This window comes from Massilia sp., assembly GCF_032106685.1.
Lineage (GTDB): Bacteria > Pseudomonadota > Gammaproteobacteria > Burkholderiales > Burkholderiaceae_D > Telluria.
This window is the reverse complement of the sequence record NZ_DAMCPG010000012.1, coordinates 93,185-117,282: the sequence shown is the minus strand read 5'-3', so window position 1 is coordinate 117,282 and position 24,098 is coordinate 93,185. Positions and strand designations below refer to the sequence as shown.

Below are 24,098 nucleotides of genomic sequence, written 5' to 3'. Positions count from 1 at the left end.
CGCTGACCGGCGGCATCGTGCGCAACGATGCGATCGTGCAGGCCTGCGTGCAGCTTCATGTCGTCGAGCGTGATCGGCCGCACCCATTTGGCATTGGCGCAGGCGGCCGGCAGCTTGCCGGTGTAGTCCTTCAGGTAGCGGTTGTAGCCTTCGACGTAGCCTGCGAGGATGTCGCGCGGTTCCTGGGCGCCGGCGGCGTAGTTGGCGCGCAGCTGCTCGAGGTCGAGGTAGCCCTTGAAGAAGAAGTCGCTGTCCTCGTTCTTCAGGTCCATGAAACCGCTGGCGGCGCCATATTCGTCGGCGGTGCGCTTCGGCGCGCGCGCTTCGCCGCCGAAGAACAGCGAGCGTTCGCCGCGCGCCGTCAGCAGCGAGTCGGCGAACATGCAGACGTTGTCCTGGGCATAGGCATAGGCCAGCCCATAGCCGAGGCTGCGGAAATCGTCGGCGCGCACGTGGGCCACGCCGTGTGTCGTGCGGGCCAGCTCGACATTGATGCGCGAGGCGGTCTCGATCGGCGGCGCTGCGGGGCCGTCGTCGCCGCCACGGTGGCAGGCGCCGAGGGTCAAGGCAAGGGATGCCGCAAGGAGGAGTCGACGCGGAACGACAACCGCGCTGTTGCTACGCTTCATATGGACGCTTTCTGCGGCCGCGGCCGCGTGACCGGAGGGTGGGACTTCCTGGTGCAGAACTGCTCGATATTGATGCGGAGATACTGTTTGCATGCTGGCATGCGCCTTGCGAACTCGTCAAGTCGATAGGGCCAGCTACCGTGCGGCTGTGGGGGCAGCTGTTGTATTCATGGCGCGCCTGGCTGCGCCAAGACCAGCGGCGTCACGGCGCCGGTCCGCATGCCGGCCTGCGCGATCATGCCCTGGAGCGCCGCGATGCGCGCCCGCAGCGCCGGATGGGAGGCGACATAATGCGCGCCCGGCAAGGCCTCGTCTTCGCCCACAGCGAGCGCGTCGAAGAACTCGGTGGCGCCGCCGGCATGGCCATAGCGGCAGGCCAGCACCGCGAGCGCCAGCGCATCGGCCTGCGACTCGCGCGCCTGCGAATACCTGGCCTCGCCCAGCTGCCGTACCGGCGCCAGCACGCTCGCCAGGCTTGACGTGTCGCCGCCGACCAGGGCCGCCAGGCCGTACAGGACAATCCCTTTCCCCAGTGCGCGCAGGTGGTCGCGGTGGGCGAGGTGGGCCAGCTCATGCGCCAGCACGAAGGCCAGGCCGTTCTCGGACTCACCCGGTCGAGCAGCGCGGAGAACACGTGGATCGTCCCGCCCGGCATGACGACCGCGTTCGGCGTCGTCGAATCGAGCAGGCGCACCGTCGCCGGCCCCTGCACGCCGGCGCAGCCGCGCAGGCTGTCGACCAGCGCCTGCAACCTGACCACGCGCGCGTCGCCCTGCCCTGGCGCGGCCGGCGCCTTGTCCGCGATGAGGCGGCTGAGCGCGGCTTCCGTGGCCGGATCCATGCGCTCGACCACGGTATCGACCAGCAGGCCGAGCAGGAAAAAGCCGAGCAGCGCCAGCGCCGCCAGCCCCGTCAGGATCTTCAGGAAATCCTTCAGCGGATGTTCCTGTGCGACGTTGTCGTTATGGCTGGGCAGCGAGGGCTGGTATTTCACGAATGGGGCGCTTCGGTGTAGTAGAGCGCGGTGGCGAAGGCGAATACCTCGACCGAGCCGATGCCGCCCTGCGCGTTCTTCGACAGCGGCGCCGTTTCCAGGCGCAGGTTGACGATCTCGTGCGCGCCTGGGCAGCTTTCCTTCAGGCGCAGCACGGCTTCGCGCTTGGCGCGGTCGAGCAGGCTTTCATAGGACTTGACCGGTCCGCCGACGATTGCGCGCAGGGCCGCGGCGGCGCGCTTGAAGTAATCGACCGAGACCACGACACTGCCGCCGACCAGTTCGCAGCGCGCGACCTGGCCCGACAGCACCGGATGCCTGCTTGCCGTGGCCGGCAGGTGCAGCCAGGTCTTCTCGCGCGCGTGGATCGCGCGGTAGTGGCGCTTTTCGTTGAGCTGCCCGAAGACGAAGCCGAGCACGATGGGCACACCCCAGAACAGGAGCAATAAATAGAGTTCCATCAGGCGACCGTGACCGCGGTACCGTAGACGTAGATCTCGGCGGCGCCGGCGGCCACCGACGAGGTCGAGAAGCGCACGTTGACGATGGCGTTGGCGCCCATCTGCTGGGCCTGGGTCTTCATGCGCTCGATCGCCTGCGCGCGCGATTCCTCCAGCAGTTCGGTGTAGCCGCGCAGTTCGCCGCCGACGATGTTCTTCAGGCCGGCCATGATGTCGCGGCCCACGTGCTTGGCGCGTACCGTGCTGCCCGAGACGAGGCCGTGGCTGGCGGTGATGGTCTTGCCGGGGATGGTTTCGATATTGCTGAGGAACATGATCTGCTTTCATGAAAAATCGTGAATCATGCATTCTGTGCATGATCAATTGATAATTTCAATACGGAAAGCATAAGTAGGGTGGGCGCCCCGTGCCCACGCGTGAATTCTGAGCATTGTTAGCCTGCTTTAGCCAACACTCTGCACCGTTAAACATGGGCGCAAAAACAAAAACCCCGCCGAGTATCAACTCGACGGGGTTTTTGCCTACTACTTATTAACTAGCCTGACGATAACCTACTTTCACACTGGTTGCAGCACTATCATCGGCGCAAAGTCGTTTCACGGTCCTGTTCGGGATGGGAAGGGGTGGGACCGACTTGCTATGGTCATCAGGCATAACTTGCTGGAAAACTGTTCCTCAACTGGGCAACAGGCTTCCTGAATTCCGGCGCTTATTCTAACAGGCAACATCGCACAACGCCAGCGCTGATGACGCGCCAACGCGTAAAATGGCTGTTTTGCTTCGTTTGCCGCCGCCATGACCATCCTGCTATCGACCCTGAACGCCCGCTACGCCCACGCATCGCTGGGCCTGCGCTACCTGCTGGCGAACATGGGGCCGCTCCAGGCCGAGACCGAACTGCAGGAATTCGTCATCGGCGCCAAGACCACCGAGGTGGTCGAGCGCCTGCTGGCGCGCCGGCCGCGCATCGTCGGCTTCGGCGTCTACATCTGGAACGTGGAAGAGACGACCAGGATCGTCGCCATGCTCAAACGCGTCGCGCCCGAGGTCACGATCGTGCTCGGCGGGCCCGAGGTGTCGCATGAGACGAACGAGCAGGAGATCTGCCGCCTGGCCGACTACGTCGTCACCGGCTGGGGCGACGTCACCTTCCCGAAGCTGTGCGCCGAGATCCTGCACGGCCCCAAGCCGCTGATGAAGGTGCATGCCGGCGTGCAGCCGCCGATGGCGGAGATCGCCCTGCCCTATTTTTTATATAGTGAGGAGGACATCGCGCACCGCACGATCTACGTCGAGGCCTCGCGCGGCTGCCCGTTCAAGTGCGAATTCTGCCTGTCCTCGCTCGACAAGACCGCCTGGCCGTTCCCATTGGATGATTTCCTGGCGCAGCTGGACGATTTGTACGCGCGCGGCGCGCGCCTGTTCAAGTTCGTCGACCGCACCTTCAACCTGAACGTCAAGACCAGCCAGCGCATCATGCAGTTCTTCCTCGATAAGCTGGCGGCCAATCCGGACGATCCGGTCTACGCCCACTTCGAGCTGGTGCCCGACCACCTGCCGGAGGCGCTGAAGGAGACCATCGCCCAATTCCCGGCCGGCGCCCTGCAGTTCGAGATCGGCATCCAGAGCTTCAATCCGGACGTGCAAGCCCTGGTCAGCCGCAAGCAGAACAACGAGAAGGCGGCCGACAACATCCGCTGGCTGTGCACGCAATCGCAGGCCCACCTGCACGTCGACCTGATCGCCGGCCTGCCGGGCGAGGACATCGCCAGCTTCGCACGCGGCTTCGACCAGCTGGTGGGCCTGGGCGCGCACGAGATCCAGTTCGGCATCCTGAAACGCCTGCGCGGCACGCCGATCATCCGCCATACGGGGCCGTTCCAGATGGTGTACGACCCCTACCCGCCCTACACGGTACTGGCGACCAGCCTGATCGATTTCCCGACCATGCAGCGCCTGGTGCGCTTTGCCCGCTACTGGGACCTGGTGGCCAATTCGGGGCGCTTCGCCAACACGGTCAAGACCTTGCTGGGCGCGCGTCCTTTCGAAAACTTCATGGCCTTCTCGGACTGGCTCTACACGAAGACCGACGCCACCCACCGCATCGCGCTCGAACGCCTGGCGAAACTGGTGGCCGAATGGCTGGTCGTCACCGGCATGCCGCAGGAAGGCGCAAGCGCCCTGCTGGCCAGCGACTATGCCGGCAAGGCCGACGGTCACGGCGGACCGAAGGCAGCGGCCCAGCCGGTCGCGGCGCCGGTGCGCCAGGTGCGTCATCTTGCGGCCTGAGCACTCTACAGGAGCGCCAATATGCAAATCCGGCCAATTCCTTTTACACTGCAATAATGCAGATTGATAAACCGCCAATATTAACCATCCAGAAATCCGCCGGCGGGGCGGGGCAATCTGTCATGGCGAGCGGCGTCTGGCAGGTCAGCGTGCTCACCGGGTGCGGCCTGCTCAAGGGGATCAACCGCACGCTGGCCAGCCTGAAAAAGCAGTCCGAGCTCGAATGGGACCTGACCGAAGTGGACAGCATCGACCACATCGGCGCCCAGATGTTCTGGAACGCCTGGGGCAAGAAGCGCCCCGCCCGCCTGCGTCTCGACCCGCGCCAGGAAGACCTGTTCAAGCGCATCGAGGACGCCAGCCGGATCAACCTGCCGCGCACCCGCGTCAGCGCGCTGAACTGGATCATCGTGCTGGGCCAGGGCCTGCTCACCTTCTTCGAGCACCTGCACGGCTTCGTCGCCCTGATCGGCCGCCTGGTGCAGGACCTCGGGCGCTTCATCCGCCGCCCGGCCACCGGCCCGTGGCGCGAGATCTCGGCGAATATCTACCACTCCGGCTTCCAGGCGCTGGGCATTACGGCCCTGGTGGGTTTCCTGATCGGCGTGGTGCTGTCCTACCTGTCGGCCCAGCAGCTGCGCATGTTCGGCGGCGACATCTACCTGGTCAACATCCTCGGCATGAGCGTGATCCGCGAACTCGGGCCGCTGCTGGCGGCGATCCTGGTCGCCGGCCGTTCCGGTTCCTCGATCACGGCCCAGCTGGGCGTGATGCGCGTGACCGAGGAGCTCGACGCCATGCTGGTGATGGGCATCTCCCACGGCTACCGCCTGATCATGCCGAAGGTGATCGCGCTGGCCATCTCGATGCCGCTGCTGGTGGTCTGGACCGACGCCATGGCCCTGATCGGCGGCATGGCCTCGGCCAAGCTGGAGCTGGGCCTGTCGTTCCGCTACTTCCTGCAGAAGCTGCCGGACGCGGTGCCGCTGGTGAACTACACGATCGGCCTGCTGAAAGGGGTGACCTTCGGCGTGCTGATCGCGCTGGTGTCCTGCCACTTCGGCCTGCGCATCAAGCCGAATACCGAAAGCCTGGGACGCGGCACCACCACCTCGGTGGTGACGGCGATCACCGTGGTGATCCTGGCCGACGCCGTGTTCGCCATCATCTTCAACGGAGTGGGGTTCTGATGGCGGTGGACGACAAGATGGACAGCACTGCGCGCCGCCAGCGCCTGAACCGCAGGCCGGAGGAAGACGTCGGACCGCCGGTGGTCGAGATCCGCAACCTGTGGACCAAGTTCGGCAAGACCGTGGTGCACCAGGACCTGAACCTGGAAATCTATTCGGGCGAGATCCTCTCGATCGTCGGCGGTTCCGGCACCGGCAAGACCGTGCTGCTGCGCCAGATGCTGGGCCTGAACCGGCCGACGCGCGGCTGCGTGCGCGTGTTCGGCGAGGACATCAGCGCGGCCGGCCCCGAGCAGCTGCGGCAGATGCGCAACCATTGGGGCATGCTGTTCCAGCAGGGTGCGCTCTATTCGGCCCTGACGGTGTTCGACAACATCGCCCAGCCGATGCGCGAACTGCGCGCCCTGCCGGAAGACGTGATCCGCGACGCGGTGCTGCTCAAGATGGACATGGTGGGCCTGGGCGCGGAGCACGCCAACAAGATGCCTTCCGACCTGTCGGGCGGGATGGTCAAGCGCGCCGCGCTGGCGCGCGCGCTGGCGCTGGAACCGCGCCTGCTGTTCCTGGACGAGCCGACCGCGGGCCTGGACCCCGACCTCTCGGATGCCTTCGTGGCCCTGATCCAGGCCCTGCACCGGGAACTGAAACTGACCGTGGTGATGGTCACCCACGACCTCGACACGCTGTTTGCGCTTTCCTCGCGCATCGCGGTCCTGGCCGAGAAGCACGTGCTGGCGGTGGGACCGTCGCGCGACGTTCTGCGGGTCGACCATCCCTTCATCAAACATTTCTTCCTCGGCCCGCGCGGCCGCCGGGCGCTCGAAGTGCTCGACGAACGCGACGAGGCGGCGGAGGACGAAGCGAAGGAGTAACATGGAAAACCGATCGTATGCCCTCATGACCGGCGTGTTCACGATCGCCCTCTTGGTGGCGACCGTGCTCGTGGGCCTGTGGCTGAACCGCGACAAGACCGAACTGGCCCCCTATGAAATCGTCACCACCCAGTCGATTCCCGGCCTGAACCCGCAAGCGACCGTGCGCTACCGCGGCCTGGAAGTCGGGCGCGTGGACGAGATCGTGTTCGACCCGAAGGTGACCGGCCAGATCCTCATCAAGCTGTCGGTCGAGGAAGGCTCGCCGATCACCACCACCACCTTCGCCTCGCTCGGCTACCAGGGCGTGACGGGCATCGCCTTCATCCAGCTCGACGACGACCGCACCGGCTCGCCGCTCCTGAAGACCGACACGGACCACGTGGGCCGCATTCCGCTGCGCCCGGGCCTGCTCGACCAGCTGGAAAAGCGCGGCCTGGCCATCCTCGACCGCACCGAGGAGATCACCGCGCGCATCAACAACCTGGTGAGCGACGAGAACCAGAAGACCATCATCGGCGCCTTCGACAACATCAGCAAGGCGGCCGCCGCCTACGGCGAGATCCCGCAGCGCCTCGGCCCCACGATCGACAAGCTGCCGCGCCTGGCCGACAAGCTCGAAGGCAGCCTGGAGTCCTTCGACACCTTCGCCGACAGCGCCACCGCCACCGCGAAGAACTACGACCGCCTGGCCACCGGCCTGCAGGCGCCGGACGGCCCGCTGAACCGCCTGAACGGCGCGATCGACTCGCTGACCGGCGTGACGGCCGACCTGGAAGCGGAAACCCTGCCGCACGTGGTGCGCATGACGGACGAGGCGCGTACGGCGCTGCGCTCGGTGCGCCGCACGGCGGACTCGATTTCCGACCGTCCGCAGAGCATCCTGTTCGGCGCGCCGAGCGCGCAACCCGGCCCCGGCGAGCCGGGCTTCGTCGCCCCGACCAAATGAGGACCTTGACCACCATGATTTCGCCCCGCATCCTCGGCACCGCCGCCCTGGCCCTGACTCTGGCCCTGGCCGGCTGCGGCACCAGCAAGCCCGCCGCCAACAATGCCCATTTCGACTTCGGTCCGCTCGGCGCGCCTGCCGCCCAGGCGGCCCAGGCGCCGCTGGCCGCCATCGTCGTGATGGACGCGACCGGCTCGCCCGCGCTCGAGAACGAGCGCATGGTGTACCGCCTGAACTATGCCGACCCGCTGCAGGCGCGCACCTATGCCAACAGCCGCTGGAGCGCCAGCCCGCTGATCCTGGTGACCCAGCGCCTCAAGGCCCGCCTGGCGCAAGCCGGCATCAAGGTGCTGTCGGCCACCGACACCACCACCGGGGTGCCGATCATGCGCGTCGAGGTCGACGAGTTCACCCACGCCTTCTCCAGCGCCAGCCAGAGCGAAGGCCAGCTGGTGCTGCGCGCCTCGGTGTTCCGCGGCCATACCCTGCTCGACCAGAAGACCTTCAGCCGCGCCTCGCCGGCCCCGAGCGCCGACGCCGCCGGCGGCGTGCGCGCGCTGGGCGCCAGCCTGGACGCGACGGCCGCCGACATCATCGCCTGGCTGGCAGGTATCGACACCAGGACGCAATGAGCAAGCCGGAAGTAGAGGGAACCGCGGCCGGCCCCGCGCTGCCGGAGGCGCCCGCGCGCCGCAGCTCCCCCGTGGCGCGCGCGGCGCTGCTGGCCTACCTGCTGCTGATCGTCTACGCCAGCTGGTATCCCTTCACCGGCTGGCGCAACAGCGGGCTGCCGCTGCTGTCCTTCCTGAACCTGGTCAAGCAGCGCTACTGGACCGGCTTCGACGTGATGGTCAACGTCGTCGGCTACGTGCCGCTCGGCGTGCTGCTGGTGCTGGCCTTGTACCCCTTCGTGCGCGGGATCTGGGCGGTGCTGCTGACGACCGTCTTCGGCATCCTGGTGTCGGGCACGATGGAGACGGTGCAGAACTTCCTGCCGAGCCGCGTGCCCTCGAACCTCGACCTGCTGACCAACAGCGTCGGCTGCTTCATCGGCGCCTGCATCGGTCCGCTCGCGGTGCGCCTGCTGCTGGCCGAGGGCCGGCTGAACCGCCTGCGGCGGCGCTGGTTCGCCCCGCATGCGAGCCAGGGCCTGGTGCTGCTCGCCCTGTGGCCGCTGGCCCAGATCTACCCGCAGAGCTTCCTGTTCGGCCACGGCCAGGTGCTGCCGATGGTGTCGGGCTGGCTGTCGACGCTGTTCGACGAGGACATCGACCTGGTCGCCATGCTGCGCCCGGGGCCGGCGATGAGCGTCGAGCAGTACTGGCTGTCGGAGACCATCATCACCGCCTGCGGCATGACCGGCGCCGCGTTGACCCTGCTGTGCCTGCTGCGCCGGGGAGCGCCGCGCTACACCCTGGTGCTGCTGATGCTGGGCGCGGCCCTGCTGACCAAGACCCTGGCCAGCTCCCTGCTGTTCCGCCCCGACAACGCCCTGGTCTGGGTCACGCCCGGCGCCGAGGGCGGCTTCCTGATCGGCCTGATCATGCTGGCCGGCCTGGCCTTCGCGCCGCAAATCGCACAGCGCCGCCTGGCCGTGGTCACGCTGGTGCTGAGCCTGATCGTGGTGAACACGATCCCGGCCAACCCGTATTTCACGTCCACCCTGCAGGGCTGGGTGCAGGGCAAGTTCTTGAACTTCAACGGGGCGGCCCAGTTCCTGTCGATGAGCTGGCCGTTCCTCGCGCTCTGGTTCCTGCTGCTTCCCTCCCATAAACTGAATCGGCACGAAGGGCGTCATTAAACCCGCGTATCATTGCGGATGGCCCATTGGCTCTTGCTCAGGACGAGAATATGAACGACGAGAAACCTTTCTACGAACACCACGTCTTTTTCTGCATGAACGTGCGCGAAGGCGAGAATTGCCGCCAAAGCTGCGGCAAGGCCGGCGCCGAGGTCGCGCAAAAGCATGCGAAAAAGCGTATCAAACAGCTTGGCCTGAACCAGCCGGGCAAGGTGCGCATTAACCAGGCCGGTTGCCTGGAGCGCTGCGAGGAAGGCCCGGTCGTGGTGATCTACCCGCAGGGCACCTGGTACACCTATGTCGACACCACGGACATCGACGACATCATCGACAACCACATCCTGAAAGGCGAGGTCGTCGAGCGCCTGAAGATCTGATTTTTATATGAACAAGTTTTCGAAAAAGTTTTACCTGACCGGCCACGCCGGCAAGATGGAATGCCTGCTCGACCTGCCGGAAGAGGCGCCGCGCGGCATCGCGCTGGTGGCCCACCCGCACCCGCTGTACGGCGGCACCATGGAAAACAAGGTCACGCAGACGCTGGCGCGCACCTTCGTGACGCTCGGCTATGCGACCGCGCGCTTCAATTTCCGCGGCGTGGGCGAGTCCGAGGGCGAGCACGACCGCGGCCACGGCGAGGTCGACGACATGCAGGTCATGCTCGAGCACATGCAGGAACAGTATCCGGGCCTGCCGGTGGCGCTGTCCGGCTTTTCGTTCGGTACCTTCGTGCAGGCGCAACTGCAGGCGCGCCTGGCGGCCGAGGGCAAGTCGGTCCAGCGCATGGTGCTGGTCGGCACCGCCGCCGGCAAGTGGCCGATGCCGAGCGTGCCCGAAGACACCATCCTGATCCACGGCGAGCAGGACGACACCATCACCCTGCAGATGGTGTTCGACTGGGCGCGGCCGCTGGAAATCCCGGTGATCGTGATCCCGGGCGCCGACCACTTCTTCCACCGCCGCCTCAATCCGATCAAGAATCTCGTGATTCAAATGTGGGATCGCAACAATTAAGCGTGTATTAAGACTAATTGAAGAGTGTTCTGTTCGCGGCGGCACTGGCCTATAATGAGTCCCTTCTTTGACTCCAGGCAATGTGTGTACTCACATTGCCTGCGCTTCACCCACCCCTAGATTGAGACTTTAGTTCCCATGAAGAAACTGATTGCAGCCGTGGCCGCCAGCCTGGTGATGATCTCGGCCAGCGCGCAAAGCGTGCCCGCGCCTCAAATCGCAGCGAAATCGTGGCTGCTGCTCGACGCCACCAGCGGCCAGGTGATCGCCGCCCAGGACCCGAACCTGCGGATCGAACCGGCATCGCTGACCAAGATCATGACGGCCTACGTCACCTTCCAGGCGATCCGCGACAAGAAGCTGACCATGGAGCAGATGGTCAATGTCTCGACCCGCGCCTGGAAAGTCGATTCGAGCAGCTCGAAGATGTTCATCGACCCGGCCACCCCGGTCAGCATCAGCGACCTGCTGCATGGCCTGATGGTGCAGTCGGGTAACGACGCGGCGGTCGCGCTGGCCGAAGCGGTCGCCGGCGACGAAGGCACCTTCGTCACCCTGATGAACCGCGAAGCGCAGCGCATGGGCCTGAAGAACACCAGGTTCGCCAACCCGCACGGCCTGCCGAGCCCGGACAACTTCTCGACCGCGCAGGACCTGGCCAGCCTGGCCACCCACGTGATCCGCGACTTCCCCGAGTTCTACAAGATCGACTCGGTCAAGCAGTTCACCTACAACAAGATCACCCAGCAGAACCGCAACCGCCTGCTGTGGCTGGACCCGACCGTGGACGGCATGAAGACCGGCCACACCGACGCCTCGGGCTACAGCATGATCGCCTCGGCGCGCCGCCCGAACGGCAACAGCGGCGAGCGCCGCCTGATCTCGGTGCTGTCCGGCGCCAACTCGGACAGCGCGCGTACCCAGGAAAGCCAGAAGCTGCTGAACTGGGGCTTCCAGAACTTCGACACGGTCAAGCTGTATTCGAAGGGCCAGGCCGTGGCCACGCCGGAAGTGTGGAAGGGTTCGCAATCGAACGTGAAGGTCGGCTTCACCAACGACGTCCTGGTGACGGTGCCGAAAGGCGTCGCCGGCAAGCTCAAGCCTGTGCTCGAGCGCAAGGACCCGCTGGTCGCCCCGCTGGCGAAGAACGGCCGCGTCGGCACCCTGAAGATGATGGTCGATGGCAAGCCGCTGCTGGTGCTGCCGGTCGTGGCGCTGGAAGAAGTGCCGGAAGCCTCGATCTTCGGCCGCGCCTGGGACTCGCTGCGTCTCTGGATGAAGTAAGCGTTCAGTTCGCCTGCAACGACGCCCGCCCGGTTCGCCCGGCGGGCGTTTTGTTTTTTCAGACCAGTAGGGTGGGCGGCTCCACCCGGATTGATCCGTATTGCCGCCGTGTGCGCCGCCCACGCGTTCAAGCGACGACAGATATGCCGCGACGTTTCGATACGCATGTCCACGCGACCAGGCATCCGACGCGACCTGCACGCCGTCGCTATAATGCCTCGTTACCGTAAATGCAAGAAAGCCGCCGATGTCCCAGCCTTCCGCCACCTGCCCCCGCATCGCCACCCGCCAGGATGGCCTCGAACTGTCGCGCATCGTCGCCGGCATGTGGCGCATGGGCGAATGGAACATGCCGGTGTCGTCGCGCGTCGCCTTCATCGAGGAATGCATTGCCCTCGGCGTGACGAGTTTCGACCACGCCGACATCTACGGCGACTACGGCGTCGAGAGCCTGTTCGGCGAAGCCCTGCGCGAGCGGCCCTCGCTGCGCGACCGGATCGAGATCGTCAGCAAGTGCGGCATCAAGCTGGTGTCCGCTCGCCGTCCGGCGCACACGATCCAGCACTACGACACCAGTGCCCGGCACATCGTCGCCTCGGCCGAAGCCTCCTTGCGCCAGCTCGGCACCGACCGGCTCGACCTGCTGCTGATCCACCGCCCCGATCCGCTGATGAACTTCGACGAGGTCGCCGAAGCCTTTACCCGCCTGCAGCGCGACGGCAAGGTGCGCCACGTGGGCGTGTCGAACTTTACCCGCCACCAGTTCGAGGCGCTGAACCGGCGCGTGCCGCTGGCCACCAATCAGGTCGAGTTCTCGCCGCTGCACACGGCGCCGATGTTCGACGAGACCTTCGACGGCCTGCAGGACCTGGGCGTGGCGCCGATGATCTGGTCGCCGCTGGGCGGCGGGCGCCTGTTCACCGCGACCGAGCCGCACATCGTCAAGCTGCGCGCCGCCATCCAGGACGTGGCCGACCGCCTTGGCCAATCCTTCGCCGGCGTGGTGTTCGCCTGGATCATGGCGCTGCCGAGCCGCCCGATTCCCCTTACCGGCAGCGGCCGCATCGAATCGGTCGCGGCCGCGGTCGCGGCCACCGGCTTCACGCTGGCGCGCGACGACTGGTTCGCGATCCTGCGCGCGGCGCGCGGGCACGAGGTCGCCTGAGGTCGCCATGGCGGAAAGCGTCAAGATCGTCGAAGGGCGCGCGCTGACGGCCCAGCAAAAGAAGGACCTGCTCAACCGCCTGGCCCGCATCGAGGGCCAGCTGCGTGGGGTGCAGAAACTGATCGCGCTGGCGGCCGAACCCGCGGACTGCGATGCCGTCGCCCAGCAGATGGCGGCGGCGCGCAAGGCGCTCGACCGCTCCTTTGTTCAATTGCTCACGGCAACGGTCGTGACCCATAGCGAGCAGGCCGGCAGCCTCGAGGACGCGCGCGCGACGGCGGCGCGGCTGGCTGCCCTGCTCGACAAGTTTGCTTAAACCGTCGACTCTTCCTCGTCGTACACCTTCGGCGGCGCGATGCCGCGCCAGCCGCCCTGCCAGGCGATGTTCAGCAGCAGGGTCGCGCAGATATAGAGCAGGAAGAAGAGCACGAAAAAGCGCGTCTGCAATATGATCAGCAGCAGAACCGCCGCAGCCAGGACGATGTACATTCCCTTGGTCAGTTTTTGCTTGCTGCTAGGAAATCTTACGGTCGAGACCATCAGGGTGCCGACGGCGACCATCAGCGCCATCACGGCAAAGGCCTGGGCGTTGTTGACCACCGGATCGGGCCAGGCCACGACGACCGAGGCGACACAGGCCGCGCCCGCCGTGATCGGCATGCCGACGAAGTAGCGCGGATCGGTCTTGCCGACCGAGACGTTAAAGCGCGCCAGGCGCAGTGCGCCGCAGGCAACGAAGATGAAGCAGGCCAGGCCGCCCATGCGCACGATGGTCGGGTGCGCGGCGCCCAGCTGGGCAAAGCCGTAGCAGTACAGCAGCAAACCCGGTGCGCAGCCGAAGTTCATCACGTCGGCGATCGAATCGAGCTGGACGCCGAAGCTGGACTGGGTGTTGGTGGCGCGCGCCACGAAGCCGTCGAGCGCGTCGAACACGCCGGCCAGCACCAGCAGGATGGCGGCCAGGCGGAAGTCGCCCGGCGCGCCGACCTGGGCGTTGTCGACCGAGATGACGATACTGCCGAAGCCGCAGGCGATCGACAGCAGGGTGACGAAACTGGGCAGGGCAAACTTGGCGCGCGCCAGGCGCTTGGGTCGGGGCTGGTTCAATTGATGTCCGGACTTGGAAAAGATGGCCGTATTCTACCGTGGCGGGAGCACCATGGTCGCGCACGGCGCCGGAGTCATGCATTGTGGATTTGCCCTAGAATGTGCATCCACGGATTTGATTAATATCAGGAGTTACGGATGAGCGAATTGCTGCGTGCGCGGACAATACTGGCGGGATGCGTCACCGCCCTGGCCCTGGCCGCCTGCGGCGGCGGTGGCGGCGACAGCCCGGCCCCGGTCGCGCCGCCCACCAGCAACGCGCCGCCCGCGATCCCCGATCCGCTCACCCCGGCCCCACCGGTCACGGAGACGCCGCCGCAACCCGGCGCCCCTGCGCTGACGGGCAACATCGCACTCGACGGCCGCGCATGGCTGAACTACCGGCGTACCCAAACCGGCTTGTCCGCGCTCACCCACAGCACGGTGATCGACATCGCGGCGCAAGGTCACTCCGACTACCAGCGCATCAACAATGTCATTTCGCACGAGCAGGTCGCAGGAAAACAGGGCTTCACCGGCGTCACCCTGGCCGATCGCCTGGCCGCCGCCAACTACGTGCTGGTGCGCCCCGCTGCCTATGGCGAAGTGATCTCGGCGGCGAACAGCAGTTCCGGCCAATACATGGCCGAGGAGCTGATCACCGCGGTCTATCACCGCTTCGTCATCTTCGAGCCCGCATTCAGGGAAATCGGCACCGGTGCCGCAACCGCGACGAACGGCCGCAGCTATTTCACCGCCAACTTCGGCGCCAGCAACGGTTATGCGACGACCCTGGCGCGCGGCCAGGTCGCGGTCTGGCCCTTCGATGCCCAGACCGCCGTGCCGCGCAACTTCTTCAGCGACACCGAGTCGCCCGACCCGGTACCGGACCGCAACGAAGTCGGCTATCCGATCAGCGTGCACGCCAACATCAACGACCCGGTCACGGTGCAGGCCTTCACGGTGCGCCCACGCGGCGGCGCCGACCTGCCGACGCGCCTGCTGAGCAATGCGAACGACACGCATACCGGGAAATCCTCGGCCGCGATCGTGCCGCTGTCGCCGCTGGCGGCGAACACGACCTATGACGTGACCTTCGCCGGCACCGTCAACGGCTCCGCGGTCAGCCGCAACTGGTCGTTCACGACGGCCCGCTGAGCTGCGACGACGATGCGCGATGAATAAGCCGGATCCGGCCATACCCGCACAGGCGGCAACGGACGCGACGCCCGCGCCGCTGGTGGATGTCGAGGCCGGTGTCGAGCGCCTGATGGGAAACCGTCCGGTCTACCTGCGCGCGCTGGCGCGTTTTCGCCTCGACTACCGCAGCGCCGGCGCCGCCATCCGCACCGCCATCGACACCGGCAACCTGGCGCTGGCCCAGCGCCTGGTGCACACGATCAAGGGTGCGGCCGGGTTGATCGAGGCGCGTTCGCTGCACGCGGCCGCGCTCGCGCTCGACGATGCGATGCGTGCTCCCCGTCCCCAGGATTCCCATATGCCCGCCATCCCGGCCCTGTTCCTGCGCCTCGATGCCGAGCTGGCGCATGTGCTGCGCGAACTCGACACGATGGCGGAACTGTCCGAAGCCGCCGCGCCGGCGCCGCGCCTGGCCCGCAGCGACGATACGGTGAGCCGCCTGCGTGCCCTGCTCGACATCGGCGACGGCGAGGCCGTCGACCTGGTGGAGCAGGCGCGCGATGCCCTGGTCAAGGAATTGGGAGAGGAGACATACGGCGCGCTTGCCGCCGCGGTCGCGGACTTCGATTTCGAGCGCGCGCTGGCACTGCTCGACCGGCCCGGACGGGCCAAGGTGACCGGTTAGAACTTCCGGCAGGACGCCCGGTGCGGCACCGCAAGCGCGATGCCCGGGCAGCGGGACCCTTGGTCGAAGACGATCGGCCCGGCATGGCGCGGCGGCAGCGCCCATGCGGGTGTGACGGCCACCCGGCAGGAGCGTATATCAGCGCGTGTATTCGGCTTCTTCGTCGAACGAATCGGCACAGTCCTTGCCGCAGAAGCGGCGCACGCTGTCGAGCGGCTTCTCGCAATACCAGCAAGAACCTTTGGCCGGCAGGCTCAGGCGCGTGGGCATGACCCGCGCCGCCGAGGCCGTCATTGGCTCCGCCATCACGCTTTCGTTCGGCAAACTCTCTTGTATCGTTTCCAAGATTCACCCCCAACCGCAGCACATCAATCCGTAAAGCAAGATTACTTCAGCGGAACATTCCGGGCATGAGGAAGCGCAATCCCGAAGCCCGTACCGGCAGCGCTGCCACAGCAATTCGGCGTCCAGTGTGCGCCGAACCCGGCGCATCCGCAACGCCATCCTCAAGGAATCTCGCCCTTGCGGCAACTGTGCAACACCTTCTCCACCCGCCACACGCGGCACCCGCGCCAGCGTTGTCATCTGCGGAAATCATAGCATTATTGACAATAAATTCATGGCCCAGGCCAATCGTGCGCGGCTTTGTGCGACGCCGGCCCGGTAGCGGGGACTCAGGGTTTGGAGGCCGGTTCGAGCGAGATGCGCAAGCCGCTTGCCGTGGTGGCGATCCGGGTCGGAACGTACTGCACGCCGGCATAGCGCAGCTCTTCCATGCGGAAGGTATAGACGGGGATGTCGAGCACCAGCGTGTCCATCAGGCCGTTGGCGGCGCGCGTCAGCTGGCGCTGCACCAGCTTGTCCATGCCGCCGATGGCGAAGCGCTCGATGCGCGGCTCGGCCATGAAGACGCCGCTGCGCGCCGGGTCGACGTACAGGCGTCCGGAAAACACCAGGCTGCCGGCGAGCGGTTCGCGCAGCAGGGACTGGGCCAGGCTGGCGTCGACGGTGAGCGAGACGCGGTCGCCCCCGTGCACCGCCAGCTGCGGGCGCGTCAGGCGCACGTCGAACAATTCGAGCAGGCGGTTGTCGACCGGGAAGCGGCGGTCGAGGCTGGCCTGCAGCTTCCACAGCGGCACGTCGACTTCGCGCGGGCCGAGCATGCTGGCGCAGGAAGCCAGCAAGGCCGCGCCGGAAACGGCCAGGGTTGCCAGCAGGGTGCGCCGGCGGCGTGCGTGGGGATCGGTCATGGGGGCTCCTGTGTTTTCAGGCAGAGCCTAGCATGAAGCGGCACGGGGCCATGTGCGCACGGCGGTGACAATGCTTTTGTAGGGTGGGCTCTCGAGCCCACGCGGTGATCGTTTGTGGTCGAGTCGTCAGGCATGATCCGGAAGCCAAGTTTGGGGCAAGATCAACCGGAGCGGTATCGATAACGTTAGCAATCCCCGCGTGGGCACAACGTGCCCACCCTACTTGCCGATACAGAACCGGCTGAAGATCACCCCCAGCAGATCGTCCGGCGTGAACTCGCCCGTAATGCTCGACAGCTGATCCTGCGCCAGGCGCAGCTCTTCCGCGAACAGGTCCAGCGACTGGTCGTCCTGCGCTGCATGCTGGGCTGCCACGTCCAGGTGCTTGCGGGCGGCGCGCAGGGCGATCAGGTGACGCTCGCGCGCCAGGTACAGCGATTCGCCGGTCTGCTGCCAGCCGGCGATGCGCAGCAGCTCCGCGCGCAGCAGGTCAATCCCCGTCTTCTCGTTGGCCGACAAATAGATGTGGGTCGCGTCCGCCGCCTGCTCGACCGTGGCGCGGTGCCCCGACAGGTCGATCTTGTTCCAGATCCGCACCACCGGCACGCCGGCCGGGAAGGCGGCGACGATCTCTTCGTCGGCGGCGCTCGGGCCGAGGTTGGCGTCGAGCAGGTGCAGGATCACGTCGGCCTTGCCGACTTCGCCCCAGGTGCGCTCGATGCCGATCCGTTCGACCACATCGATGCCCTCGTCGATCGCGCGGATGCCCGCGGTGTCGATGATGTTCAGCGGAATGCCCTCGATCTGGATCGTTTCGCTGACCTTGTCGCGGGTGGTGCCGGCGATCGGCGTGACGATCGCGACCTCGGCCCCGGCCAGCGCGTTCAGGAGTGAGGACTTACCCACGTTCGGCTGTCCGACCAGCACCACGTTCAGGCCTTCGCGCAGCAGCGCGCCTTGCGCGGCCTGGCGGAACACGTGCTCGAGCGAATCGATGATGCCGGCCAGCTGGCCGCGCGCGTTCGATTTTTCCAGGAAGTCGATTTCCTCTTCCGGGAAGTCTAGGGTGGCCTCGACCAGCATGCGCAAATTGATGGTCTGCTCGACCAGGCGGTGCACGACTTGCGAGAAGGCGCCCGACAGCGACTGCGAGGCGGACTTCGCCGCCGCTTCGGTCGAGGCGTCGATCAGGTCGGCCACGGCCTCGGCCTGGGCCAGGTCGAGCTTGTCGTTGAGGTAGGCGCGGCGCGTGAATTCGCCCGGCTCGGCCAGGCGCAGGCCGTGTTCCGCGCCCGCTTCCAGCACCCGCGCCAGCAGCATCTGCAGCACCACCGGGCCGCCGTGGCCCTGCAGTTCCAGCACGTCTTCGCCGGTATAGGAATGCGGGGCCTTGAAGTACAGGGCCAGGCCCTGGTCGATCACGGTCCCGTCCGCGGACTTGAACGGGATATAGGTGGCGTGGCGCGGCGCCAATCGGGTGCCGGGGAACAGCGATTCGATCAGCGGACCGAGGGCCTTGCCCGAGGCGCGGACGACGCCGATGCCGCCGCGTCCCGGTGCGGTGGCGATGGCGGCGATGGGGGAGGTATCAAGCTTCATGCGGAAATTGTAGATGATAAAAAAAGCCCGTGGTTTTCCACGGGCTTTTGCTAGCGAAGAAAGAGGCTTACTTCTTCGGCTCGAACTTCTTGGTGATGACCCACTGCTGCGCGATCGACACCAGGTTGTTGACCACCCAGTACAGGACCAGGCCCGACGGGAAGAACACGAACATGACCGAGAACGCCAGCGGCATGAACAGCATCATCTTCGCCTGCATCGGGTCGGCCGGCTGCGGGTTCAGCTTGGCGGTGACGAACATCGAGATCGCGTACAGCACCGGCAGGATGAAGAACGGGTCCGGTTGGGTCAGGTCGGTGATCCAGCCGATCCACGGCGCGCCGCGCATCTCGACCGAAGCCTGCAGCACGTAGTACAGGGCCAGGAACACCGGCATCTGCACCAGGATCGGCAGGCAGCCGCCCAGCGGGTTGATCTTCTCCGACTTGTACAGCTCCATGGTGGCCTGCTGCATCTTGGCCGGGTCGTTCTTGTAGCGTTCGCGGATCGCCTGCATCTTCGGCGTCACCACGCGCATCTTCGCCATGCTGCGGTAGCCGGCGGCCGACAGCGGGAAGAAGGCCAGCTTGATCAGGATCGTGAAGGCGATGATGGTCCAGCCCCAGTTGCCCAGCAGCTGGTGGATGTGGTCCATGATCCAGAACAGCGGCTTGGCGATGATCGCGAACATGCCATAGTCCTTGACCAGTTCCAGGCCCGGGGTGATGGTCTCGAGCTTCTTCTCGTCCTGCGGGCCCGAGTACAGGCGCGCGGTGTTCGAGACGGTCGCGCCCGGCGCCACGCTGCCCAGCGACTGGACGGTGCCGATCGCGTACAGGTTGGTCGCGATCTTCTTGGTGAAGATGTCGCGCGGGGTGTTATCGGCCGGAATGAAAGCCGACACGAAGAAGTGCTGCGAGATCGCAACCCAGCCGCCGTTCGACTTGGTCGAGTGCTCGGCCTTGTTCTTCTCGATGTTCTCGAAGCTCAGCTTCTGGTACTTGTCTTCCGGCGTCCACAGGGTCGGACCGGTGAAGCTCGGGGTGAACCAGGAGTCGCCCGGCGGCTTGTTGCCGTCGTGCTGGAGCTGCAGGTAGAGCGCAGGCTGGATCGGCGCCGCGGTCAGGTTGGTCACGTCGTGGCGCACGTCGATCACGTAGTCGCCGCGCTTGAAGGTGAAGGTCTTGGTCAGCTTCACGCCGCCCTGCTCGGCTTCGAGGACGAGCTGCACCTGGTTGTTGCCGTCGATGGTGCGCAGGCCCGGACGCGCCACGAAAGGCGTGGCGTGGTTCGGCATGGCGCCGCCGGTCAGGCCGGTCTGGCCCAGGTAGACGTTGTTGCCCGCGACGTCGAACAGCACCTGGTTCTTGGTCTTGTCGAAGTGGTCCGGGTATTGCAGCAGCTCGAGGCGGCGGATCACGCCGCCCAGGGTATCGATCTCGGCCTTCACCACGTCGGTGGTGATGGTGATGCGCTCGGTGCGCGCAGGCGCCGGGGCAGCCGGCTGGCCGGCTGCGTCGGTCGGCACGGCGCCGGGCTGGGCTGGAGCGGCGGGGACGCCGGCGGTGCCGTTGGCGCCGGTGGCCGGCGCCTGGGCGACCTTGGCCGGCGGCGCGGGCGAGAACATCGACTGCTTACCGTTCGACACCATCCAGTTGTTCCAAAGGACGACAAGCGAAACGGCGAAGACAATCCACAGAATGGTACGTTTGTTGATTTCCATTGAGGTATTCGTCAGGAGTGGTTGCAACCGCAAGCGGCTGAGTGAGAATGCTTGTGCCGCGCGGGCGGCACAGGGTCGAGCCCGCCTTCGTTCCAGGGATGGCAGCGGCCGAGGCGGCGCACCGTCAGCCAGCTGCCGCGCAGCGCGCCATGGGTCTGGAGCGCCTCGATGGCATAGCAGGAACAGGAAGGATAGAAACGGCAGTTCTGCCCGAGCATCGGGGACAGCACGAGCCGGTAGGCGCGCACGATCCAGATGAGCAGGGTTTTCATGATGACGACGACGGAGCAGACTTTACCGCTGCCGGAGGCACCGGTGCCGTCTTTCTCGGACGCTGCGAAGCGAGCAGGCGCGACAGTTCCGCGCGCAGCAGGCGCTTGAGCGCCGTCGTGGTGGCCGGTCCGTCCTTGGTATTCACCGGACGCGCCAGGCGCACGATGCAGTCGAGCGACTGCAGTTCGCTGGTACGGAACAGTTCGCGCGTGATGCGCTTGATGGTGTTGCGGGTGACCGCGCGCGGCGCGAAGCGCTTGGCCGCGACGATGCCCAGCCGCGCATGCGGGAGCGGGCTGGGGCGGGTGTAGAGCACGAAATGCGCGGATTTTTGCGTGGGCCGCAAACGAAAAACGGATGAAAATTCATCCGTTTTCAGAATGCGCCGAGCGCGCGCGAAGTCGTGCGAACCTTCGCCTGTCATGTGACCGCGGTCGACCGGGGCGCGGCTGGCTTAGACAGCCAGACGCTTGCGGCCCTTGGCGCGGCGTGCGTTCAGAACCTGGCGGCCACCACGGGTAGCCATACGTGCGCGGAAGCCGTGCGTACGCTTGCGACGAACGACGGAAGGTTGGTAAGTACGTTTCATGGTGGTCTCGCTTAAAGCAAAATAGTATGCAAAATCGGGTCTGACGTCTGTTCGTCAGGAATCGGCGCCAATGACAGTTCGCTACGTTAAGCCAGCGTCACGCCACAGCTAGTCCGTGCATTTCTCAACCATCTGGAGAGGGCTGAACAGGCGGGCGGACAGGGAACCCTGAATTAGACCCTACTTGCCAACCCGCTGTCAAGGCGCCTGTTGTTTCCGTATGTAGATAACTTTGCTTTTATCCCCAGCGTCGCGCGAAAAACTCTGGCTCACCTGTGGATAACTTTCGCGAAGACAGGTAAAATAGCGTGTTACGTATCAATAAGCCGCACACATGGAAAACTTTTGGCAGACCGCCTCCGCGCAGCTGGAGCTCGAGCTGACGCCGCAACAATACAGCGCGTGGATCAAACCGCTCGTCGTCCTCGATTACGAGGACGGCAAGCTGCGCATTGCGGCGCCCAACCGTTTCAAGCTCGACTGGGTGAAGACGCAGTTCGCCAACCGTATTACCGCCCTCGCCTGCCAGTACTGGGAAGCCCCGGTCGAGGTGCAGTTCGTGCTCGACCCGAAGAACGCGCCGAAAAAGCCCGACGTGCGCCCTGCCCCGGCGCCGGACCACGCCCCCGGCGAGCTGCGCCCGACGTCGGCCCCGGAACCCCAGCCGAACCTGAACATCGCCAACTCGCCCAAGCGCGAGCAAAGCCGCATCAACCCGGACCTGACCTTCGAGAGTTTCGTCACCGGCAAGGCCAACCAGCTGGCGCGCGCCGCCGCGATCCAGGTCGCCAACAACCCGGGCGTGTCGTACAACCCGCTGTTCTTCTACGGCGGCGTCGGCCTCGGTAAGACCCACTTGATCCACGCGATCGGCAACCAGGTCATGGCCGACCAGCCGGGCGCGCGCATCCGCTACATCCACGCCGAGCAGTACGTGCGCGACGTCGTCACCGCCTATCAACGCAAGGGCTTCGACGACTTCAAGCATTACTATCACTCGCTCGACATGCTCCTCATCGACGATATTCAATTCTTCGGTGGCAAGAGCCGCACGCAGGAAGAGTTCTTCTATGCGTTCGAGGCGCTGATCGCCGCGAAAAAGCAGATCATCATTACCTCGGACACCTATCCGAAAGAGATCACCGGCATGGACGACCGCCTGATCTCGCGCTTCGACTCCGGCCTGACGGTCGCGATCGAGCCGCCGGAACTGGAAATGCGGGTGGCGATTTTGCTGAAGAAGGCGCAGTCCGAGGGCGTGACCCTCTCCGACGACGTCGCCTTCTTCGTGGCGAAGCACCTGCGCTCGAACGTGCGCGAACTGGAAGGCGCGCTGCGCAAGATCCTGGCCTACTCGCGTTTCCACGGCAAGGACATCACGATCGACATCGTGAAGGAAGCGCTGAAGGACTTGCTGTCGGTGCAGAACCGGCAGATCTCGGTGGAGAACATCCAGAAGACGGTCGCCGACTTCTTCAACATCAAGGTCGCCGACATGTATTCGAAGCGCCGCCCGGCAAACATCGCCCGGCCGCGCCAGATCGCCATGTATCTGGCGAAGGAATTGACCCAGAAGAGTCTGCCGGAAATCGGCGAACTGTTCGGCGGCCGCGACCACACCACCGTGCTGCACGCCGTGCGCAAGATCGCCCAGGACCGCCAGAAGAACGCCGAGTGCAACCATGAACTGCACGTGTTGGAACAAACGCTGAAGGGGTAATTGCTTGGACCGGCTGTGCTCACGCTTGTTAAACGCGTGGGCACAGGAGCGCCCACCCTACACTGGATGCACCGTAGGGTGGGCGCCCCGTGCCCACGCGTGCATGAAGGCCAATGGCAGCCGAATTTGTGTTTGCCCCACACAAACGGCAAAATAGTGCTGTAGCAACAATTTCACTGTATTAACTCATCTGAGGATAACTATGCAACTGGTCAAAACCACCCGAGACACGCTTCTCCGGCCACTGCAGATCGTGAGCGGTATTGTCGAGCGTCGGCACACCATGCCGATTCTGGCCAATATCCTCATCCGCAAGGACGGCGAGAGCGTGTCCTTCCTGTCGACCGACACCGAAGTGCAGATCACCACGCACGCCAACATCGGTTCGGGCCCGGACGTGACCGGCACCACCGTCGCCGCCCGCAAGCTGCTGGACATCCTGCGCGCGCTGCCGGAATCGGGCGACGTCACGATGACGCTGCAGAACAAGCGCCTGGCCGTCCAGAGCGGCAAGTCGCGCTTCGCGCTGCAGACCCTGGCCGCCGAGGAATTCCCGACCGTCTCGGTCGCGGAAAGCCACAACGCCACCGTCACCCTGCCGCAAAAGACGCTGAAGCACCTGTTCAACATGGTGCACTTCGCGATGGCCCAGCAGGACATCCGCTACTACCTCAACGGCCTGCTGCTGGTGCTGGACGGTAACAAGGTGATCGCCGTCGCCACCGACGGCCACCGCCTGGCGTTCTGCCAGGTCGAAGCCGAGCAGGAATTCGAGCGCCAGGAAGTCATCATCCCGCGCAAGACCATCATCGAACTGCAACGCCTGCTGGAAGAAAGCGACGACACCGTCCAGCTCGACATCGCCGCTTCGCAGGTCAAACTGACCTTCGCCGACATCGAACTGGTGTCGAAGCTGGTCGAGGGCAAATTCCCGGACTACACCCGCGTGATCCCGAAGGGCTACAAGAACGACTTCACGATCAGCCGCGAAGAACTGCTGCGTTCGTTGCAGCGCGCCGCGATCATGACCAGCGATAAGTTCAAGGGCGTGCGCTGCATCATCACCCCGGGCAGCATGAAGATCAGCTCGACCAACGCCGACCAGGAAGAAGCGGTGGAAGAACTGGAAATCGACTACGGCGGCGACGCGATCGACATCGGCTTCAACGTCACCTACCTGCTCGACGTGCTGAACAACCTGAAGTGCGACCAGGTGAACATCGCCCTGGGCGACTCGAATTCGTCGGCCCTGATCTCGATTCCCGACAATGGCGACTTCAAATATGTCGTCATGCCGATGCGCATTTAAAAGCATCGGGGGCCGCGCCTTGTTTTATCGGGATTGCGGCCCGAACTGAGCAGTCTGAATACATCGTTTTTTGAGA

General features: G+C 65.3%; 28 protein-coding genes and 1 rRNA gene. 16 read left to right on the top strand and 13 right to left on the bottom strand.

All coding sequences use genetic code 11. The annotated features are described in order from the left end of the window. Together RT688_RS09680 and RT688_RS09675 are read right to left on the bottom strand one after the other, a co-directional pair. Window positions 1-566, bottom strand: a 566-nt coding sequence (locus RT688_RS09680; protein ID WP_313704662.1) for a penicillin acylase family protein, incomplete at its 3' end; no start/stop codon positions are given. Window positions 567-796: 230 nt separating this feature from the next. Further along, window positions 797-1,351, bottom strand: coding sequence for a M48 family metalloprotease (locus RT688_RS09675; protein WP_409521901.1), 555 nt, complete (start codon window positions 1,349-1,351; stop codon window positions 797-799). Here RT688_RS09675 and RT688_RS09670 point away from each other — a divergent pair. After that, window positions 1,264-1,644, top strand: coding sequence for a hypothetical protein (locus tag RT688_RS09670; RefSeq protein WP_313704661.1), 381 nt, complete (start codon window positions 1,264-1,266; stop codon window positions 1,642-1,644). The two genes, RT688_RS09675 and RT688_RS09670, sit on opposite strands and share 88 nt — an antisense overlap. Here RT688_RS09670 and RT688_RS09665 read toward each other — a convergent pair. From RT688_RS09665 to rrf, 3 genes are all read right to left on the bottom strand, one after another. After that, complete coding sequence (locus tag RT688_RS09665) at window positions 1,620-2,084, bottom strand: heavy metal-binding domain-containing protein (protein WP_313704660.1); 465 nt, start codon at window positions 2,082-2,084, stop codon at window positions 1,620-1,622. The two genes, RT688_RS09670 and RT688_RS09665, sit on opposite strands and share 25 nt — an antisense overlap. Then, complete coding sequence (locus RT688_RS09660; RefSeq protein ID WP_313704659.1) at window positions 2,084-2,398, bottom strand: YbjQ family protein; 315 nt, start codon at window positions 2,396-2,398, stop codon at window positions 2,084-2,086. Before RT688_RS09660 ends, RT688_RS09665 begins: the two co-directional genes overlap by 1 nt. A 224-nt stretch (window positions 2,399-2,622) precedes the next feature. Further along, window positions 2,623-2,735: ribosomal RNA gene (gene rrf / locus RT688_RS09655) — 5S ribosomal RNA — on the bottom strand. A 144-nt stretch (window positions 2,736-2,879) separates the two neighbouring features. Here rrf and RT688_RS09650 point away from each other — a divergent pair. From RT688_RS09650 to RT688_RS09600, 11 genes are all read left to right on the top strand, one after another. Next, window positions 2,880-4,373 carry a DUF4080 domain-containing protein gene (locus RT688_RS09650; protein WP_313704658.1) on the top strand — a complete coding sequence of 498 codons (1,494 nt, stop codon included), beginning with the start codon at window positions 2,880-2,882 and terminating at the stop codon, window positions 4,371-4,373. A 122-nt stretch (window positions 4,374-4,495) separates the two neighbouring features. Further along, window positions 4,496-5,563 (top strand): MlaE family ABC transporter permease, encoded by a 1,068-nt coding sequence (locus RT688_RS09645; protein ID WP_409521900.1) that lies wholly within the window; start codon window positions 4,496-4,498, stop codon window positions 5,561-5,563. A 17-nt stretch (window positions 5,564-5,580) separates the two neighbouring features. Further along, a complete protein-coding gene (locus RT688_RS09640) occupies window positions 5,581-6,435 on the top strand; it encodes an ABC transporter ATP-binding protein (protein WP_313704656.1) in 855 nt (284 codons plus the stop codon). A 1-nt stretch (window position 6,436) separates the two neighbouring features. Further along, the gene (locus RT688_RS09635; RefSeq protein WP_313704655.1) at window positions 6,437-7,384 is read left to right on the top strand and encodes an MlaD family protein; all 948 of its coding nucleotides are present in this window, start codon (window positions 6,437-6,439) and stop codon (window positions 7,382-7,384) included. A gap of 14 nt (window positions 7,385-7,398) precedes the next feature. Continuing rightward, the gene (locus RT688_RS09630; RefSeq protein WP_313704654.1) at window positions 7,399-8,016 is read left to right on the top strand and encodes an ABC-type transport auxiliary lipoprotein family protein; all 618 of its coding nucleotides are present in this window, start codon (window positions 7,399-7,401) and stop codon (window positions 8,014-8,016) included. After that, window positions 8,013-9,185 carry a VanZ family protein gene (locus tag RT688_RS09625; RefSeq protein ID WP_313704653.1) on the top strand — a complete coding sequence of 391 codons (1,173 nt, stop codon included), beginning with the start codon at window positions 8,013-8,015 and terminating at the stop codon, window positions 9,183-9,185. Before RT688_RS09630 ends, RT688_RS09625 begins: the two co-directional genes overlap by 4 nt. A gap of 50 nt (window positions 9,186-9,235) precedes the next feature. Next, complete coding sequence (locus RT688_RS09620) at window positions 9,236-9,562, top strand: NAD(P)H-dependent oxidoreductase subunit E (RefSeq protein WP_313704652.1); 327 nt, start codon at window positions 9,236-9,238, stop codon at window positions 9,560-9,562. Between the two features lie 7 nt (window positions 9,563-9,569). Beyond that, entirely contained in the window at window positions 9,570-10,199 is a 630-nt protein-coding gene (locus tag RT688_RS09615; RefSeq protein ID WP_313704651.1) for an alpha/beta hydrolase, read from the top strand. 138 nt (window positions 10,200-10,337) lie between these two features. After that, entirely contained in the window at window positions 10,338-11,483 is a 1,146-nt protein-coding gene (locus tag RT688_RS09610) for a D-alanyl-D-alanine carboxypeptidase family protein (protein WP_313704650.1), read from the top strand. A gap of 247 nt (window positions 11,484-11,730) precedes the next feature. After that, on the top strand, window positions 11,731-12,648 hold the full coding sequence (locus tag RT688_RS09605; protein ID WP_313704649.1) for an aldo/keto reductase: 918 nt from the start codon (window positions 11,731-11,733) through the stop codon (window positions 12,646-12,648). 7 nt (window positions 12,649-12,655) lie between these two features. Continuing rightward, entirely contained in the window at window positions 12,656-12,964 is a 309-nt protein-coding gene (locus RT688_RS09600; protein ID WP_313704648.1) for a metal-sensitive transcriptional regulator, read from the top strand. On the opposite strand, the gene pssA is transcribed toward RT688_RS09600, so the two are convergent. Beyond that, the gene (gene pssA, locus RT688_RS09595; protein WP_313704647.1) at window positions 12,961-13,755 is read right to left on the bottom strand and encodes a CDP-diacylglycerol--serine O-phosphatidyltransferase; all 795 of its coding nucleotides are present in this window, start codon (window positions 13,753-13,755) and stop codon (window positions 12,961-12,963) included. The genes RT688_RS09600 and pssA overlap by 4 nt on opposite strands. 138 nt (window positions 13,756-13,893) lie before the next feature. Here pssA and RT688_RS09590 point away from each other — a divergent pair, with 138 nt between their 5' ends. Together RT688_RS09590 and RT688_RS09585 are read left to right on the top strand one after the other, a co-directional pair. Continuing rightward, entirely contained in the window at window positions 13,894-14,892 is a 999-nt protein-coding gene (locus tag RT688_RS09590) for a CAP domain-containing protein (RefSeq protein ID WP_313704646.1), read from the top strand. A gap of 19 nt (window positions 14,893-14,911) precedes the next feature. Beyond that, on the top strand, window positions 14,912-15,559 hold the full coding sequence (locus tag RT688_RS09585; protein WP_313704645.1) for an Hpt domain-containing protein: 648 nt from the start codon (window positions 14,912-14,914) through the stop codon (window positions 15,557-15,559). 138 nt (window positions 15,560-15,697) lie between these two features. Here RT688_RS09585 and RT688_RS09580 read toward each other — a convergent pair whose 3' ends face one another. The 7 genes from RT688_RS09580 to rpmH all read right to left on the bottom strand — a co-directional run bounded on the left by RT688_RS09580 (window position 15,698) and on the right by rpmH (window position 20,993). Next, on the bottom strand, window positions 15,698-15,883 hold the full coding sequence (locus tag RT688_RS09580; RefSeq protein ID WP_313704644.1) for a hypothetical protein: 186 nt from the start codon (window positions 15,881-15,883) through the stop codon (window positions 15,698-15,700). A 350-nt stretch (window positions 15,884-16,233) separates the two neighbouring features. Then, window positions 16,234-16,809 carry a DUF1439 domain-containing protein gene (locus tag RT688_RS09575; protein ID WP_313704643.1) on the bottom strand — a complete coding sequence of 192 codons (576 nt, stop codon included), beginning with the start codon at window positions 16,807-16,809 and terminating at the stop codon, window positions 16,234-16,236. A 219-nt stretch (window positions 16,810-17,028) separates the two neighbouring features. Next, on the bottom strand, window positions 17,029-18,408 hold the full coding sequence (mnmE, locus tag RT688_RS09570; RefSeq protein WP_313704642.1) for a tRNA uridine-5-carboxymethylaminomethyl(34) synthesis GTPase MnmE: 1,380 nt from the start codon (window positions 18,406-18,408) through the stop codon (window positions 17,029-17,031). Between the two features lie 67 nt (window positions 18,409-18,475). Beyond that, the gene (gene yidC / locus RT688_RS09565) at window positions 18,476-20,131 is read right to left on the bottom strand and encodes a membrane protein insertase YidC (RefSeq protein ID WP_313704641.1); all 1,656 of its coding nucleotides are present in this window, start codon (window positions 20,129-20,131) and stop codon (window positions 18,476-18,478) included. Window positions 20,132-20,142: 11 nt separating this feature from the next. Continuing rightward, complete coding sequence (yidD, locus tag RT688_RS09560; RefSeq protein WP_313704639.1) at window positions 20,143-20,403, bottom strand: membrane protein insertion efficiency factor YidD; 261 nt, start codon at window positions 20,401-20,403, stop codon at window positions 20,143-20,145. Then, a complete protein-coding gene (rnpA, locus tag RT688_RS09555) occupies window positions 20,400-20,828 on the bottom strand; it encodes a ribonuclease P protein component (RefSeq protein WP_313704638.1) in 429 nt (142 codons plus the stop codon). The genes yidD and rnpA overlap by 4 nt, the downstream gene beginning before the upstream one ends. A 30-nt stretch (window positions 20,829-20,858) precedes the next feature. Beyond that, window positions 20,859-20,993 carry a 50S ribosomal protein L34 gene (gene rpmH, locus RT688_RS09550; protein WP_040378179.1) on the bottom strand — a complete coding sequence of 45 codons (135 nt, stop codon included), beginning with the start codon at window positions 20,991-20,993 and terminating at the stop codon, window positions 20,859-20,861. Window positions 20,994-21,327: 334 nt separating this feature from the next. On the opposite strand from rpmH, the gene dnaA reads away from it, so the two are divergent. Together dnaA and dnaN are read left to right on the top strand one after the other, a co-directional pair. Next, a complete protein-coding gene (gene dnaA, locus RT688_RS09545; protein WP_313704637.1) occupies window positions 21,328-22,713 on the top strand; it encodes a chromosomal replication initiator protein DnaA in 1,386 nt (461 codons plus the stop codon). A 202-nt stretch (window positions 22,714-22,915) separates the two neighbouring features. Beyond that, window positions 22,916-24,022: a DNA polymerase III subunit beta gene (gene dnaN, locus RT688_RS09540; RefSeq protein WP_312548678.1), complete on the top strand. Its 1,107-nt coding sequence runs from the start codon at window positions 22,916-22,918 to the stop codon at window positions 24,020-24,022. Window positions 24,023-24,098 lie beyond the last annotated feature (76 nt).

What these genes read in the sequence shown, in the direction of transcription:
- dnaN (WP_312548678.1), top strand. Translation starts at nt 22,916, where the DNA reads ATGCAACTGGTCAAAACCACCCGAGACACGCTTCTCCGGCCACTGCAG.
- RT688_RS09660 (WP_313704659.1), bottom strand. Translation starts at nt 2,398, where the DNA reads ATGTTCCTCAGCAATATCGAAACCATCCCCGGCAAGACCATCACCGCC.
- RT688_RS09635 (WP_313704655.1), top strand. Translation starts at nt 6,437, where the DNA reads ATGGAAAACCGATCGTATGCCCTCATGACCGGCGTGTTCACGATCGCC.
- RT688_RS09620 (WP_313704652.1), top strand. Translation starts at nt 9,236, where the DNA reads ATGAACGACGAGAAACCTTTCTACGAACACCACGTCTTTTTCTGCATG.
- RT688_RS09625 (WP_313704653.1), top strand. Translation starts at nt 8,013, where the DNA reads ATGAGCAAGCCGGAAGTAGAGGGAACCGCGGCCGGCCCCGCGCTGCCG.
- rpmH (WP_040378179.1), bottom strand. Translation starts at nt 20,993, where the DNA reads ATGAAACGTACTTACCAACCTTCCGTCGTTCGTCGCAAGCGTACGCAC.
- mnmE (WP_313704642.1), bottom strand. Translation starts at nt 18,408, where the DNA reads ATGAAGCTTGATACCTCCCCCATCGCCGCCATCGCCACCGCACCGGGA.
- yidC (WP_313704641.1), bottom strand. Translation starts at nt 20,131, where the DNA reads ATGGAAATCAACAAACGTACCATTCTGTGGATTGTCTTCGCCGTTTCG.
- RT688_RS09590 (WP_313704646.1), top strand. Translation starts at nt 13,894, where the DNA reads ATGAGCGAATTGCTGCGTGCGCGGACAATACTGGCGGGATGCGTCACC.
- RT688_RS09575 (WP_313704643.1), bottom strand. Translation starts at nt 16,809, where the DNA reads ATGACCGATCCCCACGCACGCCGCCGGCGCACCCTGCTGGCAACCCTG.
- RT688_RS09650 (WP_313704658.1), top strand. Translation starts at nt 2,880, where the DNA reads ATGACCATCCTGCTATCGACCCTGAACGCCCGCTACGCCCACGCATCG.
- dnaA (WP_313704637.1), top strand. Translation starts at nt 21,328, where the DNA reads ATGGAAAACTTTTGGCAGACCGCCTCCGCGCAGCTGGAGCTCGAGCTG.
- RT688_RS09600 (WP_313704648.1), top strand. Translation starts at nt 12,656, where the DNA reads ATGGCGGAAAGCGTCAAGATCGTCGAAGGGCGCGCGCTGACGGCCCAG.
- RT688_RS09665 (WP_313704660.1), bottom strand. Translation starts at nt 2,084, where the DNA reads ATGGAACTCTATTTATTGCTCCTGTTCTGGGGTGTGCCCATCGTGCTC.
- RT688_RS09645 (WP_409521900.1), top strand. Translation starts at nt 4,496, where the DNA reads ATGGCGAGCGGCGTCTGGCAGGTCAGCGTGCTCACCGGGTGCGGCCTG.
- RT688_RS09640 (WP_313704656.1), top strand. Translation starts at nt 5,581, where the DNA reads ATGGACAGCACTGCGCGCCGCCAGCGCCTGAACCGCAGGCCGGAGGAA.
- RT688_RS09585 (WP_313704645.1), top strand. Translation starts at nt 14,912, where the DNA reads ATGAATAAGCCGGATCCGGCCATACCCGCACAGGCGGCAACGGACGCG.
- yidD (WP_313704639.1), bottom strand. Translation starts at nt 20,403, where the DNA reads ATGAAAACCCTGCTCATCTGGATCGTGCGCGCCTACCGGCTCGTGCTG.
- RT688_RS09630 (WP_313704654.1), top strand. Translation starts at nt 7,399, where the DNA reads ATGATTTCGCCCCGCATCCTCGGCACCGCCGCCCTGGCCCTGACTCTG.
- rnpA (WP_313704638.1), bottom strand. Translation starts at nt 20,828, where the DNA reads ATGACAGGCGAAGGTTCGCACGACTTCGCGCGCGCTCGGCGCATTCTG.
- RT688_RS09610 (WP_313704650.1), top strand. Translation starts at nt 10,338, where the DNA reads ATGAAGAAACTGATTGCAGCCGTGGCCGCCAGCCTGGTGATGATCTCG.
- RT688_RS09615 (WP_313704651.1), top strand. Translation starts at nt 9,570, where the DNA reads ATGAACAAGTTTTCGAAAAAGTTTTACCTGACCGGCCACGCCGGCAAG.
- RT688_RS09605 (WP_313704649.1), top strand. Translation starts at nt 11,731, where the DNA reads ATGTCCCAGCCTTCCGCCACCTGCCCCCGCATCGCCACCCGCCAGGAT.